The sequence below is a fragment of the Nonomuraea sp. MTCD27 genome (assembly GCF_041950495.1).
Taxonomy (GTDB): domain Bacteria; phylum Actinomycetota; class Actinomycetes; order Streptosporangiales; family Streptosporangiaceae; genus Nonomuraea.
Map to the genome: position 1 here is coordinate 1 of NZ_JBGNUW010000057.1, position 15,462 is coordinate 15,462.

General features: G+C 69.7%; 13 protein-coding genes. 6 read left to right on the top strand and 7 right to left on the bottom strand.

Annotation, left to right across the window (positions count from 1 at the left end; genetic code table 11):
- The coding region (locus tag ACBJ59_RS62530) for a serine/threonine-protein kinase (RefSeq protein ID WP_375119353.1) at positions 1–898 on the bottom strand (898 nt) is incomplete at its 3' end.
- A 170-nt stretch (positions 899–1,068) separates the two neighbouring features.
- On the opposite strand from ACBJ59_RS62530, the gene ACBJ59_RS62535 reads away from it, so the two are divergent.
- Positions 1,069–1,746 (top strand): hypothetical protein, encoded by a 678-nt coding sequence (locus ACBJ59_RS62535; protein ID WP_375119354.1) that lies wholly within the window; start codon positions 1,069–1,071, stop codon positions 1,744–1,746.
- A 4-nt stretch (positions 1,747–1,750) separates the two neighbouring features.
- Here the strand turns inward: ACBJ59_RS62535 and ACBJ59_RS62540 are convergent, their stop codons facing one another.
- Both ACBJ59_RS62540 and ACBJ59_RS62545 read right to left on the bottom strand, forming a co-directional pair.
- Positions 1,751–2,371 (bottom strand): response regulator, encoded by a 621-nt coding sequence (locus ACBJ59_RS62540; protein WP_375119355.1) that lies wholly within the window; start codon positions 2,369–2,371, stop codon positions 1,751–1,753.
- Positions 2,368–3,483, bottom strand: coding sequence for a GAF domain-containing sensor histidine kinase (locus ACBJ59_RS62545; protein WP_375119356.1), 1,116 nt, complete (start codon positions 3,481–3,483; stop codon positions 2,368–2,370). Before ACBJ59_RS62545 ends, ACBJ59_RS62540 begins: the two co-directional genes overlap by 4 nt.
- 123 nt (positions 3,484–3,606) lie before the next feature.
- On the opposite strand from ACBJ59_RS62545, the gene ACBJ59_RS62550 reads away from it, so the two are divergent.
- The 4 genes from ACBJ59_RS62550 to serB all read left to right on the top strand — a co-directional run bounded on the left by ACBJ59_RS62550 (position 3,607) and on the right by serB (position 7,224).
- On the top strand, positions 3,607–4,263 hold the full coding sequence (locus ACBJ59_RS62550; RefSeq protein WP_375119357.1) for an SDR family oxidoreductase: 657 nt from the start codon (positions 3,607–3,609) through the stop codon (positions 4,261–4,263).
- Complete coding sequence (locus ACBJ59_RS62555) at positions 4,260–5,267, top strand: S-adenosylmethionine:tRNA ribosyltransferase-isomerase (RefSeq protein ID WP_375119358.1); 1,008 nt, start codon at positions 4,260–4,262, stop codon at positions 5,265–5,267. The genes ACBJ59_RS62550 and ACBJ59_RS62555 overlap by 4 nt, the downstream gene beginning before the upstream one ends.
- A gap of 100 nt (positions 5,268–5,367) precedes the next feature.
- Positions 5,368–5,925: a hypothetical protein gene (locus tag ACBJ59_RS62560; protein ID WP_375119359.1), complete on the top strand. Its 558-nt coding sequence runs from the start codon at positions 5,368–5,370 to the stop codon at positions 5,923–5,925.
- A gap of 78 nt (positions 5,926–6,003) precedes the next feature.
- Entirely contained in the window at positions 6,004–7,224 is a 1,221-nt protein-coding gene (serB, locus tag ACBJ59_RS62565) for a phosphoserine phosphatase SerB (protein ID WP_364126102.1), read from the top strand.
- 15 nt (positions 7,225–7,239) lie between these two features.
- On the opposite strand, the gene ACBJ59_RS62570 is transcribed toward serB, so the two are convergent.
- The 4 genes from ACBJ59_RS62570 to ACBJ59_RS62585 form a co-directional block, all read right to left on the bottom strand.
- Positions 7,240–7,707 carry a histidine phosphatase family protein gene (locus ACBJ59_RS62570; protein ID WP_375119360.1) on the bottom strand — a complete coding sequence of 156 codons (468 nt, stop codon included), beginning with the start codon at positions 7,705–7,707 and terminating at the stop codon, positions 7,240–7,242.
- A gap of 238 nt (positions 7,708–7,945) precedes the next feature.
- Positions 7,946–10,261 (bottom strand): sodium-translocating pyrophosphatase, encoded by a 2,316-nt coding sequence (locus ACBJ59_RS62575; protein ID WP_364126097.1) that lies wholly within the window; start codon positions 10,259–10,261, stop codon positions 7,946–7,948.
- Positions 10,262–11,308: 1,047 nt separating this feature from the next.
- On the bottom strand, positions 11,309–11,728 hold the full coding sequence (locus ACBJ59_RS62580; RefSeq protein ID WP_375119361.1) for an ATP-binding protein: 420 nt from the start codon (positions 11,726–11,728) through the stop codon (positions 11,309–11,311).
- Position 11,729: 1 nt separating this feature from the next.
- Positions 11,730–12,080 (bottom strand): STAS domain-containing protein, encoded by a 351-nt coding sequence (locus ACBJ59_RS62585; RefSeq protein WP_043629845.1) that lies wholly within the window; start codon positions 12,078–12,080, stop codon positions 11,730–11,732.
- 409 nt (positions 12,081–12,489) lie between these two features.
- On the opposite strand from ACBJ59_RS62585, the gene ACBJ59_RS62590 reads away from it, so the two are divergent.
- A complete protein-coding gene (locus tag ACBJ59_RS62590; RefSeq protein WP_375119362.1) occupies positions 12,490–14,988 on the top strand; it encodes a DEAD/DEAH box helicase in 2,499 nt (832 codons plus the stop codon).
- The last annotated feature ends 474 nt before the right edge of the window (positions 14,989–15,462 follow it).

The window sequence follows — 15,462 nt, forward strand, 5'->3', positions numbered from 1 at the left end:
ATTGGGGGGTGGGCGGGGCCGGGGGGTGGTCGGCGGCGACCTGCGAGCCGGTGCTCAGCGCCACCTCGTCGTCGTGCCCCGGCACCTCCCCCTGGTTCTCCAGCAACGCGAACAGCACCTCGGCGGCCGAGGGCCGGTCGTCGGCCCGCTTGCTCAGGCACCCCTGGACGATCGGCCGCAGGTCGTCCGGCAGCACGGACAGGTCCGGCTCCTCGTTCATCACCCGGTAGATGACCGCCGGCAGGCTGTCCTGGCCGAACGTGGGGCGTCCCGTGGCGGCGTACATCATGGTCAGGGCCCAGCTGAACATGTCGCTGGCCGGCCCCACCCGCTCGGCCGAGATCTGCTCCGGCGACATGTACGCCGGCGTCCCCACGACCCCGCTGCTGATCGTCATCGCCGAGTCCAGCGCCCGCGCGATGCCGAAGTCGATCACCCGCGGCCCGTCGGTCCCGAGCAGCACGTTGCTCGGTTTGAAGTCCCTGTGCACGATGCCCGCGCGGTGGATGGCGGCCAGCGCGGTCACCGTGCCGACGGCCAGCCGGTAGAGCGACCCGCCCTCCCGCGGCCCCTCCCGCTGCACCACCAGCTGCAGCGACACCCCGTCGACGAGCTCGCTGACGATGTACGGCTGCTCGCCGTCCATGTTCGCCCCGAGCACCTGAGCGGTGCAGAACTGGGCGACCCGGCGCGCCGCGGCCACCTCGCGCATGAACCGCTCCGAGTCCAGGCCGGGCTTGTCGAGCCGGGTGTTGAGCAGCTTGATGGCCACGAGCCGCCCGTCCGGCGACTCGGCCTTGTAGACGATCCCCTGCGCACCCTTGCCCAGGCGTCCGAGCAACCGGTAGTTGCCCAGGGTCGCCGGATCACCGGCTTGTAAGGGGTGCGTGTCCGGCACCTGGTCCTCCCCCTTGTGCTTGACCCCCGATCACAAGCGTGATGAACCCGCACAAACACCCGCAAGTCATCCCAAGTTACGAAAGATCATCGCTCTTTGCGAAAAATTTGCCCTACGCAATAATCATGGAGATGATCGGGGATTTCCAGCACCGTACGGGGAGCCGTCACATGCGCAGAAGTTTCAGCCTGTTGTTAGCCGGTGGACTGGCCGCCGCGCCCATGACCGTGCCCGCCCAGGCGAGCGCCACGGCCACGGCTGCCACCAGCACCAGCGCTACCAGCAAGGCGACGGCAACCGCCGGGATCACGATGGCACCGTTCTCGAACTTCAAGATCACGGTACCGAAATACACGAAGCGCACCAAGCGCGGCGGCAAGATCATGTATTACGTCCGGGCGAAGAACCTGGGCCCCCACTACGCCGACTACTACTGGATGGGCGGCCAGGTGCCCAAGGGCGTCGAGCCCACCCTGCGCTGGGGCGGCCCCAAGGGCACCAAGTGCACGTGGGAGGGCCGCTGGTTCTGGTGCTGGGGCCCGCTGCGGCTGGAGAAGGGCAAGACCGACTGGCTGAACTTCCAGCTCACGCTGAAGAAGGGCACCACCGGCACGGCCACGGCCAAGGTCGGCGTGATGTCGTTCGACGTCGACCAGGGCATGGAGAACATCGACGAGGAAGAGCTCGAGCGCCTCGGCATCAAGGGCTATCACTGGCTCAAGACGGTCAAGACGCAGATCGTCACCCCGCCGCGCAACCCCGGCCGGAGCTGGACGCCGCCGCCCGTGGTCAAGGAGTACAACCCGCCCGCCAGCCACCAGGAATCGAACAAGAAGAAGGACACCTGACCGATCAGCCCAGGCCGTGCCGTACGGCGTACAGTGCGGCCTGGGTGCGGTCCTGCACGCCCAGCTTCATCAGCACGTTGGAGACGTGGGTCTTGACCGTCTTCTCCGCGACGGCCAGGCTCCTGGCGATCTCCCTGTTGGACCGGCCGGAAGCGATCAGCGCGAGCACCTCGCGCTCGCGCTCGGTCAGCGGCACCGGCGCGGGGACGGCGGCGTTCGCGGAGGTGGCCAGCATCGCCTCCGCCGCCTCCGGGGCCAGCAGCACCTGCCCGCCGTGCACAGCGCGTACGGCCTGCACGAGCGCGGGCGGATCGACGTCCTTGTAGAGGAACCCGGCCGCCCCCGCCCGCATCGCCGGGCCGACGTCCGACGGATCGCTCACCGAGGTCAGCACCACCACCTTGGTCGCCCCGCCGGCCAGCCGCTCCAGCGCGCCCAGCCCGTCGAGCACCGGCATCTTCAGGTCCAGCAGCAGCACGTCGGGCGCCAGCTCCCCGACCAGCTCGACGGCCTGCTCCCCGTCGCCCGCCTCGCCGACGACCGTGATGTCGTCCTGCAGGTCGAGGAACGTCCGCAGCCCCTGCCGCACGACCGGGTGATCGTCGGCGATCAGCACCCGGATCACAGGCCCACCTCCACGCGTACGGTGGTCCCCTGGCCGGGAACCGAGTCGACCGTCATGACGCCCCCCACCGACTCGGCCCGGTCGCGCATCGACACCAGGCCCAGGCCGCGCGACTCCGCCTGCTCGAACCCGTTCCCGTCGTCGTGCACGGTCAGCGCCAGCCTGTCGGCCTCGCACCACAGCCGCACGGCGACCCTGGTGGCGCCGGAGTGCCGCAGCGCGTTGTGCAGCGCCTCCTGGGCCACCCTCAGCACCGCCACCTCGACCGCCGAGTCCAGCGGCGGCAGCTCGGCGCACTCGAACGTGACCAGGGACGGGTGGAGCCGGTCGAGCATGCGCACGTGCTTGCGCAGCGTCTCCGACAGCCCGTGCCGGTCGAGCTCCGCCGGGCGCAGCTCGACGATCACCGCCCGCAGCTCGGCCAGGGCCTCGCCGGCCAGCCGCTGGACGCGCTCGATCTCGACGGCGGCCTTGTCGGGGGCCTTGTCGAGCATGGCGCCGGCGGCCTGCGCCGTGAGCCGCAGCGAGAACAGCTTCTGCGTGACCGCGTCGTGCAGCTCCCTGGCCACCCGGTTGCGCTCCTCCAGCATCGCCAGCTCGCGCCCGCGCTCGTAGAGCCGGGCGTTGGCCAGCGCGATCGCGGCATGGGCGGCGAACAGCGTGAGCAGCTCCTGGTCGTCCTGGGTGAACCCGCCGGGCGTGCGCTTGTTGGCCAGGAAGATGATGCCGAGCACCTGGTCGCCGTCGCGGATCGGCACCCCGAGGAAGTCCTTCATCACCGGATGCGCCTTCGGCCACCACTCGAACCTGGGGTCCTTGCGCAGGTCGGGCAGCCGGGCGGGGGCGCCGTCGCGGAGCATCGCGCCGAGCATGCCGTGCTGCCTGGGCAGCGGCCCGATCGCGTCCCACTGCTTGTCGGTGAGGCCCTCGGCGACGAACTCGGCGAACGACCCGTCCTCGTCGGGGACGCCGAGCGCGGCGTAGCGGGCGTCGAGGAGCCGCTGCGCCGAACGTACGATGACCTGGAGCACCTCGCGGACCGACAGATGGCGGGTGACCGCGAGCACCGCGGAGCTCACCGCCTGCAGGATCTCGTCTCGGTCGGAGGTCACGGCCCCACTCTATGGTCCGGGCCCGACAGGATCCCGGGTCCACGGTCCTAGGACGATATGCCCGGGCGAGGGCGGGCCCTCAGCCCGATGTACGCCGCGCGCCGCGTTCCTACCGTCGGCTGTATGACGAACACCGCACTCATCACCGGCGCCTCCCGCGGACTCGGCCTCGCCCTGGCGAGGTCCCTGGCGGGGGCGGGCTGGAACCTCGTGCTCACCGCCCGCGGGGCGGCCGACCTGGAGCGGGTCGCCGCCGAGCTGGGCGCCACCGCGATCGCGGGCGACGTGACCGACCCCGAACACGTGCAACGGCTGGCCAGAGCGGCACCCGAGCTGCACCTGCTGGTCAACAACGCCAGTGACCTGGGCGTGACGCCGCTGCCGCCGCTGGCGGGCTATCCGCTGGAGGCGTTCAGGGTGCTGCTGGAGACCAACGTCACCGCACCGCTCGCCCTCGTCCAGGCCACGCTGCCCGCCCTCCGAGCGGCCGGCGGCGCGGTCGTGAACATCACCTCCGACGCCGCCACGGGCGCGTACGAGGGCTGGGGCGGCTACGGCGCCACCAAGGCCGCGCTCGAACAGCTCTCCAACGTGCTGTCCGCCGAGGAGCCCGCCCTGCGCGTCTGGTGGGTCGACCCCGGCGAGATGAACACCCGCATGCTCGCCGACGCCGTGGGCGCCGAGGAGGCCGCGGCCGCCGCCGACCCGGCCAAGGTGGCCGCCGCGCTGTACGACCTGGTGAGCGCCCGCCCGGCGAGCGGAAGAGTGAGCCTGCAATGACCGCCGCGCTCGACTTCCAGCTGCCGCCCGGCCTGTCGGCCCACGAACCGCCCGAGGCGAGGGGCATGTCCAGGGACGCGGTCCGCCTGATGGTCTCGCGCGGCGACCAGGAGCCGGCCCATCACCACTTCGCCGACCTGCCGGGGCTGCTGGACCCGGGAGACCTGATCGTGGTGAACAACTCGGCGACCCTGCCCGCGGCCGTCCGGCTGGACCGCCTGGCCGTGCACTTCTCCACCGCCAGGCCGGACGGCACGTGGCTGGTGGAGCTGCGCCGCCGTACCGCGAAGGCGTCCGAGCCCTACGGCGGGGGCGAGCCGGGCGAGTGGCTGCCGATGCCGGGACGGGCGACGTTGCGGCTGATCGAGCGGGAGACGCCACGGCTGTGGCGGGCCGCGCTCGACCGGGACGTGGAGGCGTACCTGCGGGTGCACGGGGTGCCGATCCGCTACTCGTACGTGGAGCGGGACTGGCCGATCGAGGCGTACCAGACCGTGTTCGGGACCGTGCCGGGGAGCGCGGAGATGCCGAGCGCGGCCCGGCCGTTCACCGCCGGCCTGGTGACGGCGCTGGTGGCGCGGGGCGTCGGGATCGCGCCGATCACGCTGCACACGGGGGTGGCCTCGCCGGAGAAGGACGAGCCGCCCTACCCCGAGCGGTACGAGGTGCCGGCGGCCACCGCGCGGCTGGTGAACCTGGCCAGGGAGAACGGCGGGCGGGTGGTGGCGGCGGGGACGACCGTCGTACGGGCCCTGGAGACGGCCGTCGGCGCCGACGGGCGGGTGTCCGCCTCCGGGGGCTGGACCAGGCACATCGTCACCCCGGAGAGCGGCGTACGGGCGGTCACGGGGCTGATCACGGGCCTGCACGAGCCGCGCTCCAGCCACCTGCTCATGCTGACCGCGATCGCGGGCGAACCGGCGCTGGCCCGCGCGTACGAGGAGGCGCTACGCGAGGGGTACCTGTGGCACGAGTTCGGCGACACGCACCTGATTCTGAAGTAATAGGCTTTACACAGATTTTGCATTCGTGATAGGAACAGCCGACATTTACGGGGGCTTAGTTCTGTTGCGTCCCCGTGCCCTTTGATCCCGGAGACGTTGAATGCGCAACTCCCTTCCCAAGGTCGCCTCGCTGGCTTTAGTCGCGGGCGCCCTGCTCCTCCCGGCTGTTCCGGCCTCGGCCACGACCGCTCCCGCCACGGCCGTCAAGGCCGTGCAGGACGACCCGTTCTCCGTCTTCGACGTGACGGTGAAGGCCCCCAAGAAGGTCAAGGCCGGCGGCCGGATCAACTACACGATCCACGCCGTCAACGAGGGCCCGCACTACGCGGACGCCTGGTTCCTCGGTGGCCAGTTCCCCAAGGGCGTCGACCTGAAGAAGATCCGCTACCGCACGAGCATCGCCGACACCGAGTGCTTCCTTGACGGCCGCGCCTTCTACTGCTTCGCCAACAAGGTCTTGGAGAAGGGCGAATCCGTCACCATGATCTTCGAGACCAGGCTGACGAAGAAGGCGAAGGGCACCCAGACGGCGACGCTCGGCATCATCTCCTACGACGTCCAGACGGGCATGGAGAACATGAGCAAGGAAGAGCTCGACCGCCTCGGCATCCCCGAGCACGGCTACGCCAAGACGGTCAAGACCAAGATCGTCCGCTAGTCCTGACACACTGCGCCCGCGCCCGAATGCCCAACCTGCTTCACGAGCATCGGACCGGGCGCAGTACCGTGGCTGGATGTGGACCAGCGCACCCTCCTGATCACACTGACCGGCCCTGATCGCCCGGGCGTAACTTCACGACTTTTCTCCGTTCTGTCGAATTTCCCGGTGACAGTGGCGGACATCGAACAGGTCGTCATCCGGGGCCGTCTCACGCTCGGCGTGCTCGTCGCGTACGCGGGCGGGCCCTCGACCGGCACCGGGACCACCCTCGGCGCCATGTGGACCGCCGTCGAGCGAGTGGCCGAGGACCTCGGCATGGAGGTGGAGCTCTCCACCGGATCGCAGGCCAAGGAGCAGCGCCGCCGCGGCCGCCTGTCGGTCAGCGTGCTCGGCGCCACCCTGCAGCCGGCCGCCATCGCGGGCATCGCCGGCCGCATCGCCGCCGCCGGCGCGAACATCGACCGCATCGAACGCCTCGCCCAGTGGCCCGTCACCTGCATCGAGCTGTCCGTGTCCGGCGCCGACCCCGACGCGCTGCGCGTGGAGCTGGCCGCCGAGGCCGCCGCGCAGGAGGTGGACGTGGCCGTGCAGCGCACCGGCCTGTCCCGCCGGGCCAAGCGGCTGATCGTCATGGACGTCGACTCCACCCTCATCCAGGGCGAGGTCATCGAGCTGCTGGCGGCGCACGCGGGCTGCCTGGAGGAGGTCGCGCGGGTCACCGAGGAGGCCATGCGCGGCGAGCTGGACTTCGCCGAGTCGCTGCGGCGCAGGGTCGCGCTGCTCGAAGGGCTGCCGGCCGAGGTGTTCGAGCTGGTGCGCAAGGAGGTCGTGCTCACGCCCGGCGCCCGTACGCTGGTGCGCACGCTCAAGCGGCTCGACTACCGCTTCGCCATCGTCAGCGGCGGGTTCACGCAGATCACCGACGGGCTGGTGGAGGAGCTCGGCATCGACTACTCCGCCGCCAACGTGCTCGAAGTGATCGACGGCCGGCTGACCGGCCGGGTCGTGGGCGAGATCGTCGACCGGCCGGGCAAGGCGCGGGCGCTGGAGAGGTTCGCGCGCGAGGCCCGCCTGCCGATCTCCCAGACGGTGGCCATCGGCGACGGCGCCAACGACCTGGACATGATCGCGGCGGCCGGCCTGGGGATCGCGTTCAACGCCAAGCCCGTGGTGCGCCAGGCGGCCGACACCGCGGTCAACACGCCGTACCTGGACTCGATCCTCTACCTGCTGGGCATCTCGCGGGACGAGGTGGAGGCCGCGGACGCCGAGGACAGCGTGCTCACGGCCCAGTGAGGTCGGCGGGGTGACCTAGTGTTCCTTGGGGTCCCAGTGGCTGACGAGGCGCCCCTCGCCCGGCCACAGGTCCGCCCAGGCCGACTCCACGCCGATCACCGCGAACGCCCCCGGCCGGAACCCGTAGTCGCCCCCGGCCAGCCCCAGGGCCAGCTCGTGCACGCCCGGGTTGTGCCCGCACAGCACGACGGTGCCCAGGCCGGGGTCGGACCGGCGGACCAGCTCCAGCAGCTCCTCGGGGTACGCCTCGTAGATCTCGCGCTCGTAGCTGATCTCCGTCTCGGGGAAGGCGATCTCGGCGGTGCGCCTGGTCCTGAGCGCCGGCGAGCAGAGCACCACGTCCGGGTCGAAGCCGGCCGCTCTGATCTCGTCACCCGCCCGCTTGGCGTCCCGCTCGCCCCGGTCGGTCAGGGGCCGCTCCCGGTCGGCCAGGCCCGGCACCTGGGCGGCCTTGGCATGGCGCAGCACGATCAAGGTACGCACGAGCTCATCCCGTCCTCGAGGCCCAGACCGACAGCGCCACGATCACGGCCAGGACGGCGACCATTCCGAGCAGGATCAGGCCCAGGGTCTTTCCGCCGCTGGGCCGCTTCTCATCGTTCACGCGCCCAGTTTCCCACCGAGGTGCGCGGGTTCCACTCCCGCCCACCCTCCGCCGGCTCCGACGCGAAGGAGCCCGCCCCCCGGCCGGGGAACGGGCTCCTCGAAGAAACTCCGCGGGTTACGACGGGACGGGCTCGTGCTCGCGGTTGTTGTTGCTGGCCGGCTCGCTGGTCACCGACCGCCGCTTGGACACGATGATCGCGCCGACCACCACGCCCACCGCGACCACGGTGATGCCGATGCGCAGGGCCGGGTTGCCCGCGTACAGGACCACCGCGGGCGCCACCAGCAGCGCCACCAGGTTCATCACCTTGATCAGCGGGTTGATGGCCGGACCGGCCGTGTCCTTGAACGGGTCGCCGACCGTGTCGCCGATGACCGTGGCCGCGTGCGCCTCGGAGCCCTTGCCGCCGTGGTGCCCGTCCTCGACGAGCTTCTTGGCGTTGTCCCAGGCGCCGCCGGAGTTGGCCAGGAAGACGGCCATCAGGGTGCCGCAGGCGATGGCTCCGGCCAGGAACGCGCCCAGCGGCGCGTACCCCAGGGCGAACCCGACCGCGATCGGCGTCATGACCGCCAGCAGGCCGGGGGTGGCCAGCTCGCGGAGCGAGTCGCGGGTGCAGATGTCCACGACGCGGCCGTACTCGGGCTTCACCGTGCCGTCCATGATGCCCGGGTTGTTGCGGAACTGGTCGCGTACCTCGAAGACCACCCGCATCGCGGCCCGCCCGACCGCCGAGATCGCCAGCCCCGCGAACAGGAACACGACCGCGGCGCCGATGATCAGCCCGACCAGGACGTTGGGGTTGTCGATGCCGAGGCTGAAGTTCTGGAACTCGCCCAGCGCACCCTTGATCGCCGCGTCGGCCCTGCTCAGCTCGGTCTCCACGGCCGTACGGAACGCGCCGAACAGCGCCGTCGCCGCCAGCACGGCCGTGGCGATGGCGATGCCCTTGGTGATGGCCTTGGTGGTGTTGCCGACCGCGTCGAGGCTGGTCAGCACGCGGGCGCCCTCGCCGTCGACGTCACCCGACATCTCGGCGATGCCCTGGGCGTTGTCGGAGACGGGACCGAAGGTGTCCATCGAGACGATGACGCCGACCGTGGTCAGCAGGCCGGTGCCCGCCAGGGCCACCGCGAACAGCGCGAGCGTCACGTTCCCGAAACCGAGCAGGAACGCGCCGTAGACCGCGCCGCCGATGATCAGCGCCGAGTAGACGGCCGACTCCAGGCCGACGGCAATGCCCGCCAGGATGACGGTCGCCGGGCCGGTGGCCGAGCTCTCGCCGATCTCGCGTACGGGGCGGCGGGTGGTCTCGGTGAAGTAGCCGGTGAGCAACTGGATGGCGCTGGCCAGCACCAGGCCGATCAGCACCGCGCCGATGGCGATGAGCCTCGGGTCGGCGTCGGACTGCACCGTGGCGCCGGTCAGGCCGGAGAAGCTGCTGGGCAGGTACCAGAACGCGGCCACCGCCACCAGCACCGCCGAGATCGCGGCGGAGATGAAGAAGCTGCGGTTGATCGCCGCCATGCCGCTGCGGTCGCGGTCACGCATCCCGGTGACGAAGATGCCGATGATCGCGGTGATGACACCGATCATCGGGACGATGAGGGGGAAGATCAGCCCCTCCTGGCCGAAGGCCACCCGGCCCAGGATGAGGCTGGCGACCAGCATGACCGCGTACGACTCGAACAGGTCGGCCGCCATGCCGGCGCAGTCACCGACGTTGTCGCCCACGTTGTCGGCGATGGTGGCGGCGTTGCGCGGGTCGTCCTCCGGGATGCCCTGCTCGACCTTGCCGACCAGGTCGGCGCCGACGTCGGCCGCCTTGGTGAAGATGCCGCCGCCGACTCGCATGAACATCGCCAGCAGCGCCGCCCCGAACCCGAACCCTTCGAGCACGGCGGGCGCGTCACCCTGGTAGATGAACACCACCACGGCCGCCCCGAACAGGCCGAGGCCCACGGTGAACATCCCGGCCACACCGCCGGTACGGAACGCGATGCGCATGGCGCGCTTCTCGCCGGACTCCTTGGCCGCGGCGGCGACGCGGACGTTCCCGCGCACGGCCAGCCACATGCCTATGAACCCGGTCAGCGCGGAGAAAACCGCCCCGACCACGAAGAAGATCGAACGTCCGATGCGTTCGTCCCATTCTCCGGGTAGCAGGAGCAACAGGAAGGGAATCACGACGACGAAGATCGCCAACGTGCGGAACTGGCGCGTGAGATAAGCCGCGGCGCCTTCTTGTACGGCGCGCGCGATGTTCTGCATTCGTTCGGTGCCCTGGCCGGCGGACAGCACCTCGCGTACCAGTCCGCCGGCGACGGCTAGCGCGATAAGTGCGACCGCGGCGACCACGACCACGATGGTGAGATTGTTTCCGCTCAGGGCCAGATTGGACGCTGGCTCCGCTGCCAGCATGTGCCTGCTCATCGTTCTCCTCGGCAAGACCGGTCGTCCTGCCCGGGCGGTGCTGCAGTTTGCCTCGGCGGGTGTTGCGGCACCATCCGGGTTGTGGGTGCCGCTTCCGGTTGAATCCGCATTCCGCCGGATCACCTTGGCCGGTGCCGGGAGTCTACGCAGGCACTCCGCGGATATGAAGGCTCTCGCGGTCGCTAATTGTGCGAGTGTCTAGTAATCCCCTGCCAGTGCCCCGGTTTGGGGTCTGACAAGCGAAATTTCCCTGGGTTTACGGTCGAGGCAAGGCGCTATATCGGTCGGACCGAAACCCGGGTTGGCGGTGGATCTTCGGCGCGGACAGCTGCCCTCGGCGCCGTGGATCTCAGCCCTTTGGCGGCAACCGCTTTCCCGCCCCCGGGCTTGATCCGCGGAACGGTCTTCCTGGGTGCGACGCCCGGGCGTCCACGCGCCCGGATCAGCCCCGACACCGCGAAGCCGCCCGGCGGGCAGCAGCACCCTAATGGGCCCTCGTTCATGACCGACCACGGGAACCACGAGAGCCCGGACAGGCGGACCACCACGGGCCAGCACCGGGTGCCCGGACGGATCGCGCGGCGATGCGGCGCATCGTACCGGCAGGCGGGACTGTCGCCGGGACACGTCCGAATACCGGCGCGACCCGGCTCGATCCACACACCAGCCAGATACCGGCGCGATGGGGACCAGCCAGATCGCCGTCATGACGGCGGCGGACCGGCCACCAGGTAGTGGTGAAGCCCGCCACCAGGGCCCGTGAGCCAGGCGGCTCCGTCAGCCCAGGCGGCAACCACCACCGCCCTGCCCAGAGCCCCCACGGCCCGAGGCCCCCACGCCCAGGGGCCGCCACGGCCCGAGGCCCTCACGCCCAGAGGCCCCACGGCCCGAGACCCCACGCTCAGGAACCCGCCACGGCAGCGCCCGTTCCGTGCGCCAGTCGCACCCACGCTGTCAGGGGCTGTCAGGGGCTGTCAGACGCCCACGAACACTCCGCAGCACTCGATCCCCGGGTCGCTCGTCAAGACACGAGAGGAGAAGAAGTCGTCAGACGCCGACCGCCGCGGGCCAGCTCATGCGGATGTTCGTCCCCTTGGGGCTGGGAAACACCTCGACGTCATCGGCCAGTCCCTCGATGACCGCGATGCCGAAGTTGGACATGAAGGAGTCAGAGAGCATACCCAGGTCGAGGGGTTGTTCCTGCTTGATCTCTTCGCTGGGGGCCTGATCGCTGACCGTGACTTCGAAACGCCCGGAATCGTCACGCAGCTCGATGCGGATGGGCTCGCCCGGACAGTGCACGCGATGCGCCTCTACTGCCCGGGAGCACGCCTCACCCACGGCGAGCCTGACCTCGTCCAGTAGGGACTCCTCCACGCCGGTACGGCGAGCGATCGCTGTCGCCACCAGCCGTGCGGTTCGCACGTGCGCGGGGAGAGCGCTGAACGTCAGCTCGACGGTAGCCATGCTACTTGTCTTTGCCGTGAGCTTCCTTGGCCTCGTCGACCGAAGCGTAGATCCCGAAGACCTTGGTCAGACCGGTGATCCGGAAGATCTTGAGGATGCGCTCCTGCGTGCAGACCAGCTCGAGGGAGCCGTCGTGCGCGCGAACCCGCTTGAGCCCGCCGACCAGCACGCCGAGGCCCGTCGAGTCGAGGAAGTCGACCTTCTCCATGTTGACGAGAAGGTGGAAGTTGCCCTTGTTGACCAGGTCGATCAGGAGCTCACGCAATCTCGGCGCCGTGTAGACATCGATCTCACCCTCGACCTCCACGATGGTGAGTCGGTCTTCGGTGCGGTGATCCAACTTCAGATCCACAGATCCTCCAGCGCCTCGCCTGCGAAACTACTCTTGCGGGCCTGGCAATCTGGAGCGTGGCCCCAGACTGTCCGACCCTGACGCGCGGCATTCAACCACGCGCCTGGCTTGTGTCTATACGAAATCACGATTCCCGGCGACTTTGCCCATCGATGCAAGACTGGAAACAGTGACTTCCTCCGGATCCTCCCCACAACAGGCAGGTCCACTCCTCCACCACCTGCTTGGCGTTCCCGCACGTCACGAGCGTGTCACCCATGTGGAGCATGTTCCAGCACGTCAGGCGGGTCAAGTCCAATGGCCCAAATGGACGCCTGAAGTGCTTGTTACGCGCTTGGCGAACCGTGGGGTCACAGGACTCTGGCCACACCAGTACGAGGCCGCCGACCTGGCTTTTCGTGGCCGAAACGTGATCATCTCCACAGGCACGGCGTCGGGGAAGTCGCTGGCGTACCTCACCCCGGCGATCGCCTCCTGTCTCGACGGCGGCACGGTCCTGTACCTGACGCCGACCAAGGCACTGGCCGCCGACCAGCTCCGGGGCCTGCGCGAGTTGCGCATCACCCAGGTGCGCGCGGCCTGCTTCGACGGTGACACGCCGTTCGAGGAGCGGACCTGGGTACGCCAGCACGCCAACTACGTCCTGACGAATCCCGACATGCTCCACCGCAGCATCCTTCCCCGCCACGCGCAGTGGTCGTCGTTCTTCCGCCGCCTGCGCCTGGTCGTCGTGGACGAGTGCCACGGTTACCGCGGCGTGTTCGGCTCCCACGTCGCCCAGATCCTGCGCCGCCTGCGCCGCGCCTGTGCCCGCTACAACGCGCACCCCACGTTCCTGCTCGCCTCGGCGACGGCCAGCGAGCCGGGGGCGTTCGCGATGAGGCTGACGGGGCTTGAGATGGACGAGGTGACGGTGGACGCCTCGCCGAAGGGTTCAACCACCATCGCGTTGTGGGAGCCGCCCCTGACGGAGCTCCGGGGCGAGGGCGGGGCTCCCGTACGGCGCACGGCCACGGCGGAGGCGGCGGATCTGCTCGCGGACCTCGTCCTGGCCGACGTACGAACGCTCGCCTTCGTCCGCTCCCGCCGGGGCGCGGAGACGGTCGCCCTGTCCGCCCGCGCCAAGCTGGCCGACGTCGCCTTTTCCATCTCCCCCCCTTTCCCCACCCCCAGCTCCGCCACCTCCAGCCCCGCCACCTCCAGCCCCGCCACCCCCTCCTCCGGTCCCTCCAGCCCCAGCGCTAGTCCCTCCCGCCCCTCAAGTGGGGCGAACCCGCTTGACCCGATCACCACGACCACCCCGACCAACCCGATCACCACGCCCAACCCGACCCCTCAAACCGACCCGACCAACCCGACCCCTCAAACCGACCCGACCAACCCGACCCCTCAAGCTGACCCGACCAATCCGACCTCTCAAGCTGACCCGAGAACTGCCGATCGCCCAATCGACCCCGCAACCGACAAACACCAGCAGTTCCCGCTCCACCCATCAGAACCGCCTAACGGCCCACTCACCGCTCATGGCCCCCTGACTTGGGCGCTTCCGGACGACCCCTCTCACGCGGCAGAACTCGCCGACCTCCCCAACAAGATCGCCGCCTACCGGGCCGGATACCTCGCCGAGGACCGCCGACTCCTGGAGAAGGCCCTCCGCGCAGGCACCATCATGGGCCTGGCCACCACGAACGCCCTCGAACTGGGCGTCGACGTCTCGGGGCTGGACGCCGTACTGATCGCCGGCTGGCCGGGCACCCGCGCCTCCCTCTGGCAGCAGGCCGGCCGGGCGGGCCGCGACGGCCAGGACGCCCTCGCCGTGCTGATCGCCCGGGACGACCCGCTGGACACCTACCTCGTCCACCACCCCCAGGCCCTGTTCGGCCAGCCCGTGGAGGCGATCGTCCTCGACCCCGGCAACCCGTACGTCCTGGGCCCCCACCTCTGCGCCGCGGCCGCCGAGATCCCGCTGACCGAGGACGACCTGCCGATCTTCGGCACCACCACGTCAAAGGTCCTGGAGGACCTGGTGGCGCAGGGCCTGCTCAGAAAGCGTCCGGCAGGCTGGTTCTGGACCAGGCGCGAGCGCGCCACCGACCTCGCCGACATCCGAGGCGGCGGAGGCGCCCCCATCCAGGTCGTGGAGTCGTCCACCGGCCGCCTCCTGGGCAGTGTGGACGAGCCCTCGGCCCACACCACGGTCCACACCGGCGCGATCTACCTGCACCAGGGCGAGACCTTCCTGGTGGAGGTCCTGGACCTGGAAGCCGGAGTGGCCCTGGTCTCGAGCGCGAACCCCGACTACACGACGTTCGCCCGGGACATCACCGACATCTCCATCCTCTCCACCGAACGCTCCCACCCCTTGGGGCCCGGCACGCTGCACTTCGGCGAGGTGGAGGTGACCCGCCAGGTGGTCTCCTACCTCATGAGGCGTCTCCAGTCGGGCGAAGTGCTCGGAGACGAGCCCTTGGAGCTGCCGCCCCGCACCCTCCGTACCCGCGCCGTCTGGTGGACGCTCCCCGCCTCGGCGGTAGCGCCTCTCGCCGAAGCGGGCATCGATCTCGGTGGAGCCGCCCACGCCGCCGAACACGCCTCCATCGGCCTGCTCCCCCTCTTCGCCACCTGCGACCGCTGGGACATCGGCGGCGTCTCCACGGAGCTGCACGCCGACACAGGCCTGCTCACCGTCTTCGTGTACGACGGCCACGAGGGCGGCGCCGGCTTCGCCGAACGCGGCTACGCCCGCGCCACGGACTGGCTGACGGCAACGAGGGAAGCGATCATGTCCTGCGAATGCGAACGAGGCTGCCCTTCCTGCATCCAATCCCCGAAATGCGGCAACGGCAACGAGCCATTGGACAAACGAGGCGCCATCCGCCTCCTCAACACACTCCTAACCCCCCAATAAGTCACTCAACAAACCAGCCCCCCACTCCCGTCACGCGATTTATAACTCATCGCCTCCCCAAATTCACAACCTTCCACCCATACCATCGCCGAAGTGCCCGTACCGCCCCAACACACACCATCAGCACACGTAACCAGCATCACGCCCACACACTCCGAACAGCCCAGCCCGCCTGTCGATCGCCCCCGGCCTCACTCGACAGGGAGCCTCAGTCAAAATAAACAACCCGGGCCGGAAAACAGAGCAATTACCGCCCCATCAGAGGTCCTCCGCAGCTATCTAGCTCTCTCCACCTCTGTGCCGACGACTCGCATAAGCCCGTTCATCGCCCTTTTGGCTACCGTCGTCCTCGATGACTCACGCCTTGATCGTCCTGAGTAATGGGTTCGGTGTGGCGGAGGTTTCCGCCTGATCATCCTGTTCGTTCGCTCGGTGTGCCGTAGTGTGCCGCCCGAGGCGCTCGGATGGGCGGCG

Bases quoted from the DNA above. Each gene is read 5' to 3' on its own strand.
- ACBJ59_RS62535 (WP_375119354.1), top strand. From the start codon at position 1,069: ATGCGCAGAAGTTTCAGCCTGTTGTTAGCCGGTGGACTGGCCGCCGCG.
- ACBJ59_RS62575 (WP_364126097.1), bottom strand. From the start codon at position 10,261: ATGAGCAGGCACATGCTGGCAGCGGAGCCAGCGTCCAATCTGGCCCTG.
- ACBJ59_RS62560 (WP_375119359.1), top strand. From the start codon at position 5,368: ATGCGCAACTCCCTTCCCAAGGTCGCCTCGCTGGCTTTAGTCGCGGGC.
- ACBJ59_RS62555 (WP_375119358.1), top strand. From the start codon at position 4,260: ATGACCGCCGCGCTCGACTTCCAGCTGCCGCCCGGCCTGTCGGCCCAC.
- ACBJ59_RS62550 (WP_375119357.1), top strand. From the start codon at position 3,607: ATGACGAACACCGCACTCATCACCGGCGCCTCCCGCGGACTCGGCCTC.
- ACBJ59_RS62580 (WP_375119361.1), bottom strand. From the start codon at position 11,728: ATGGCTACCGTCGAGCTGACGTTCAGCGCTCTCCCCGCGCACGTGCGA.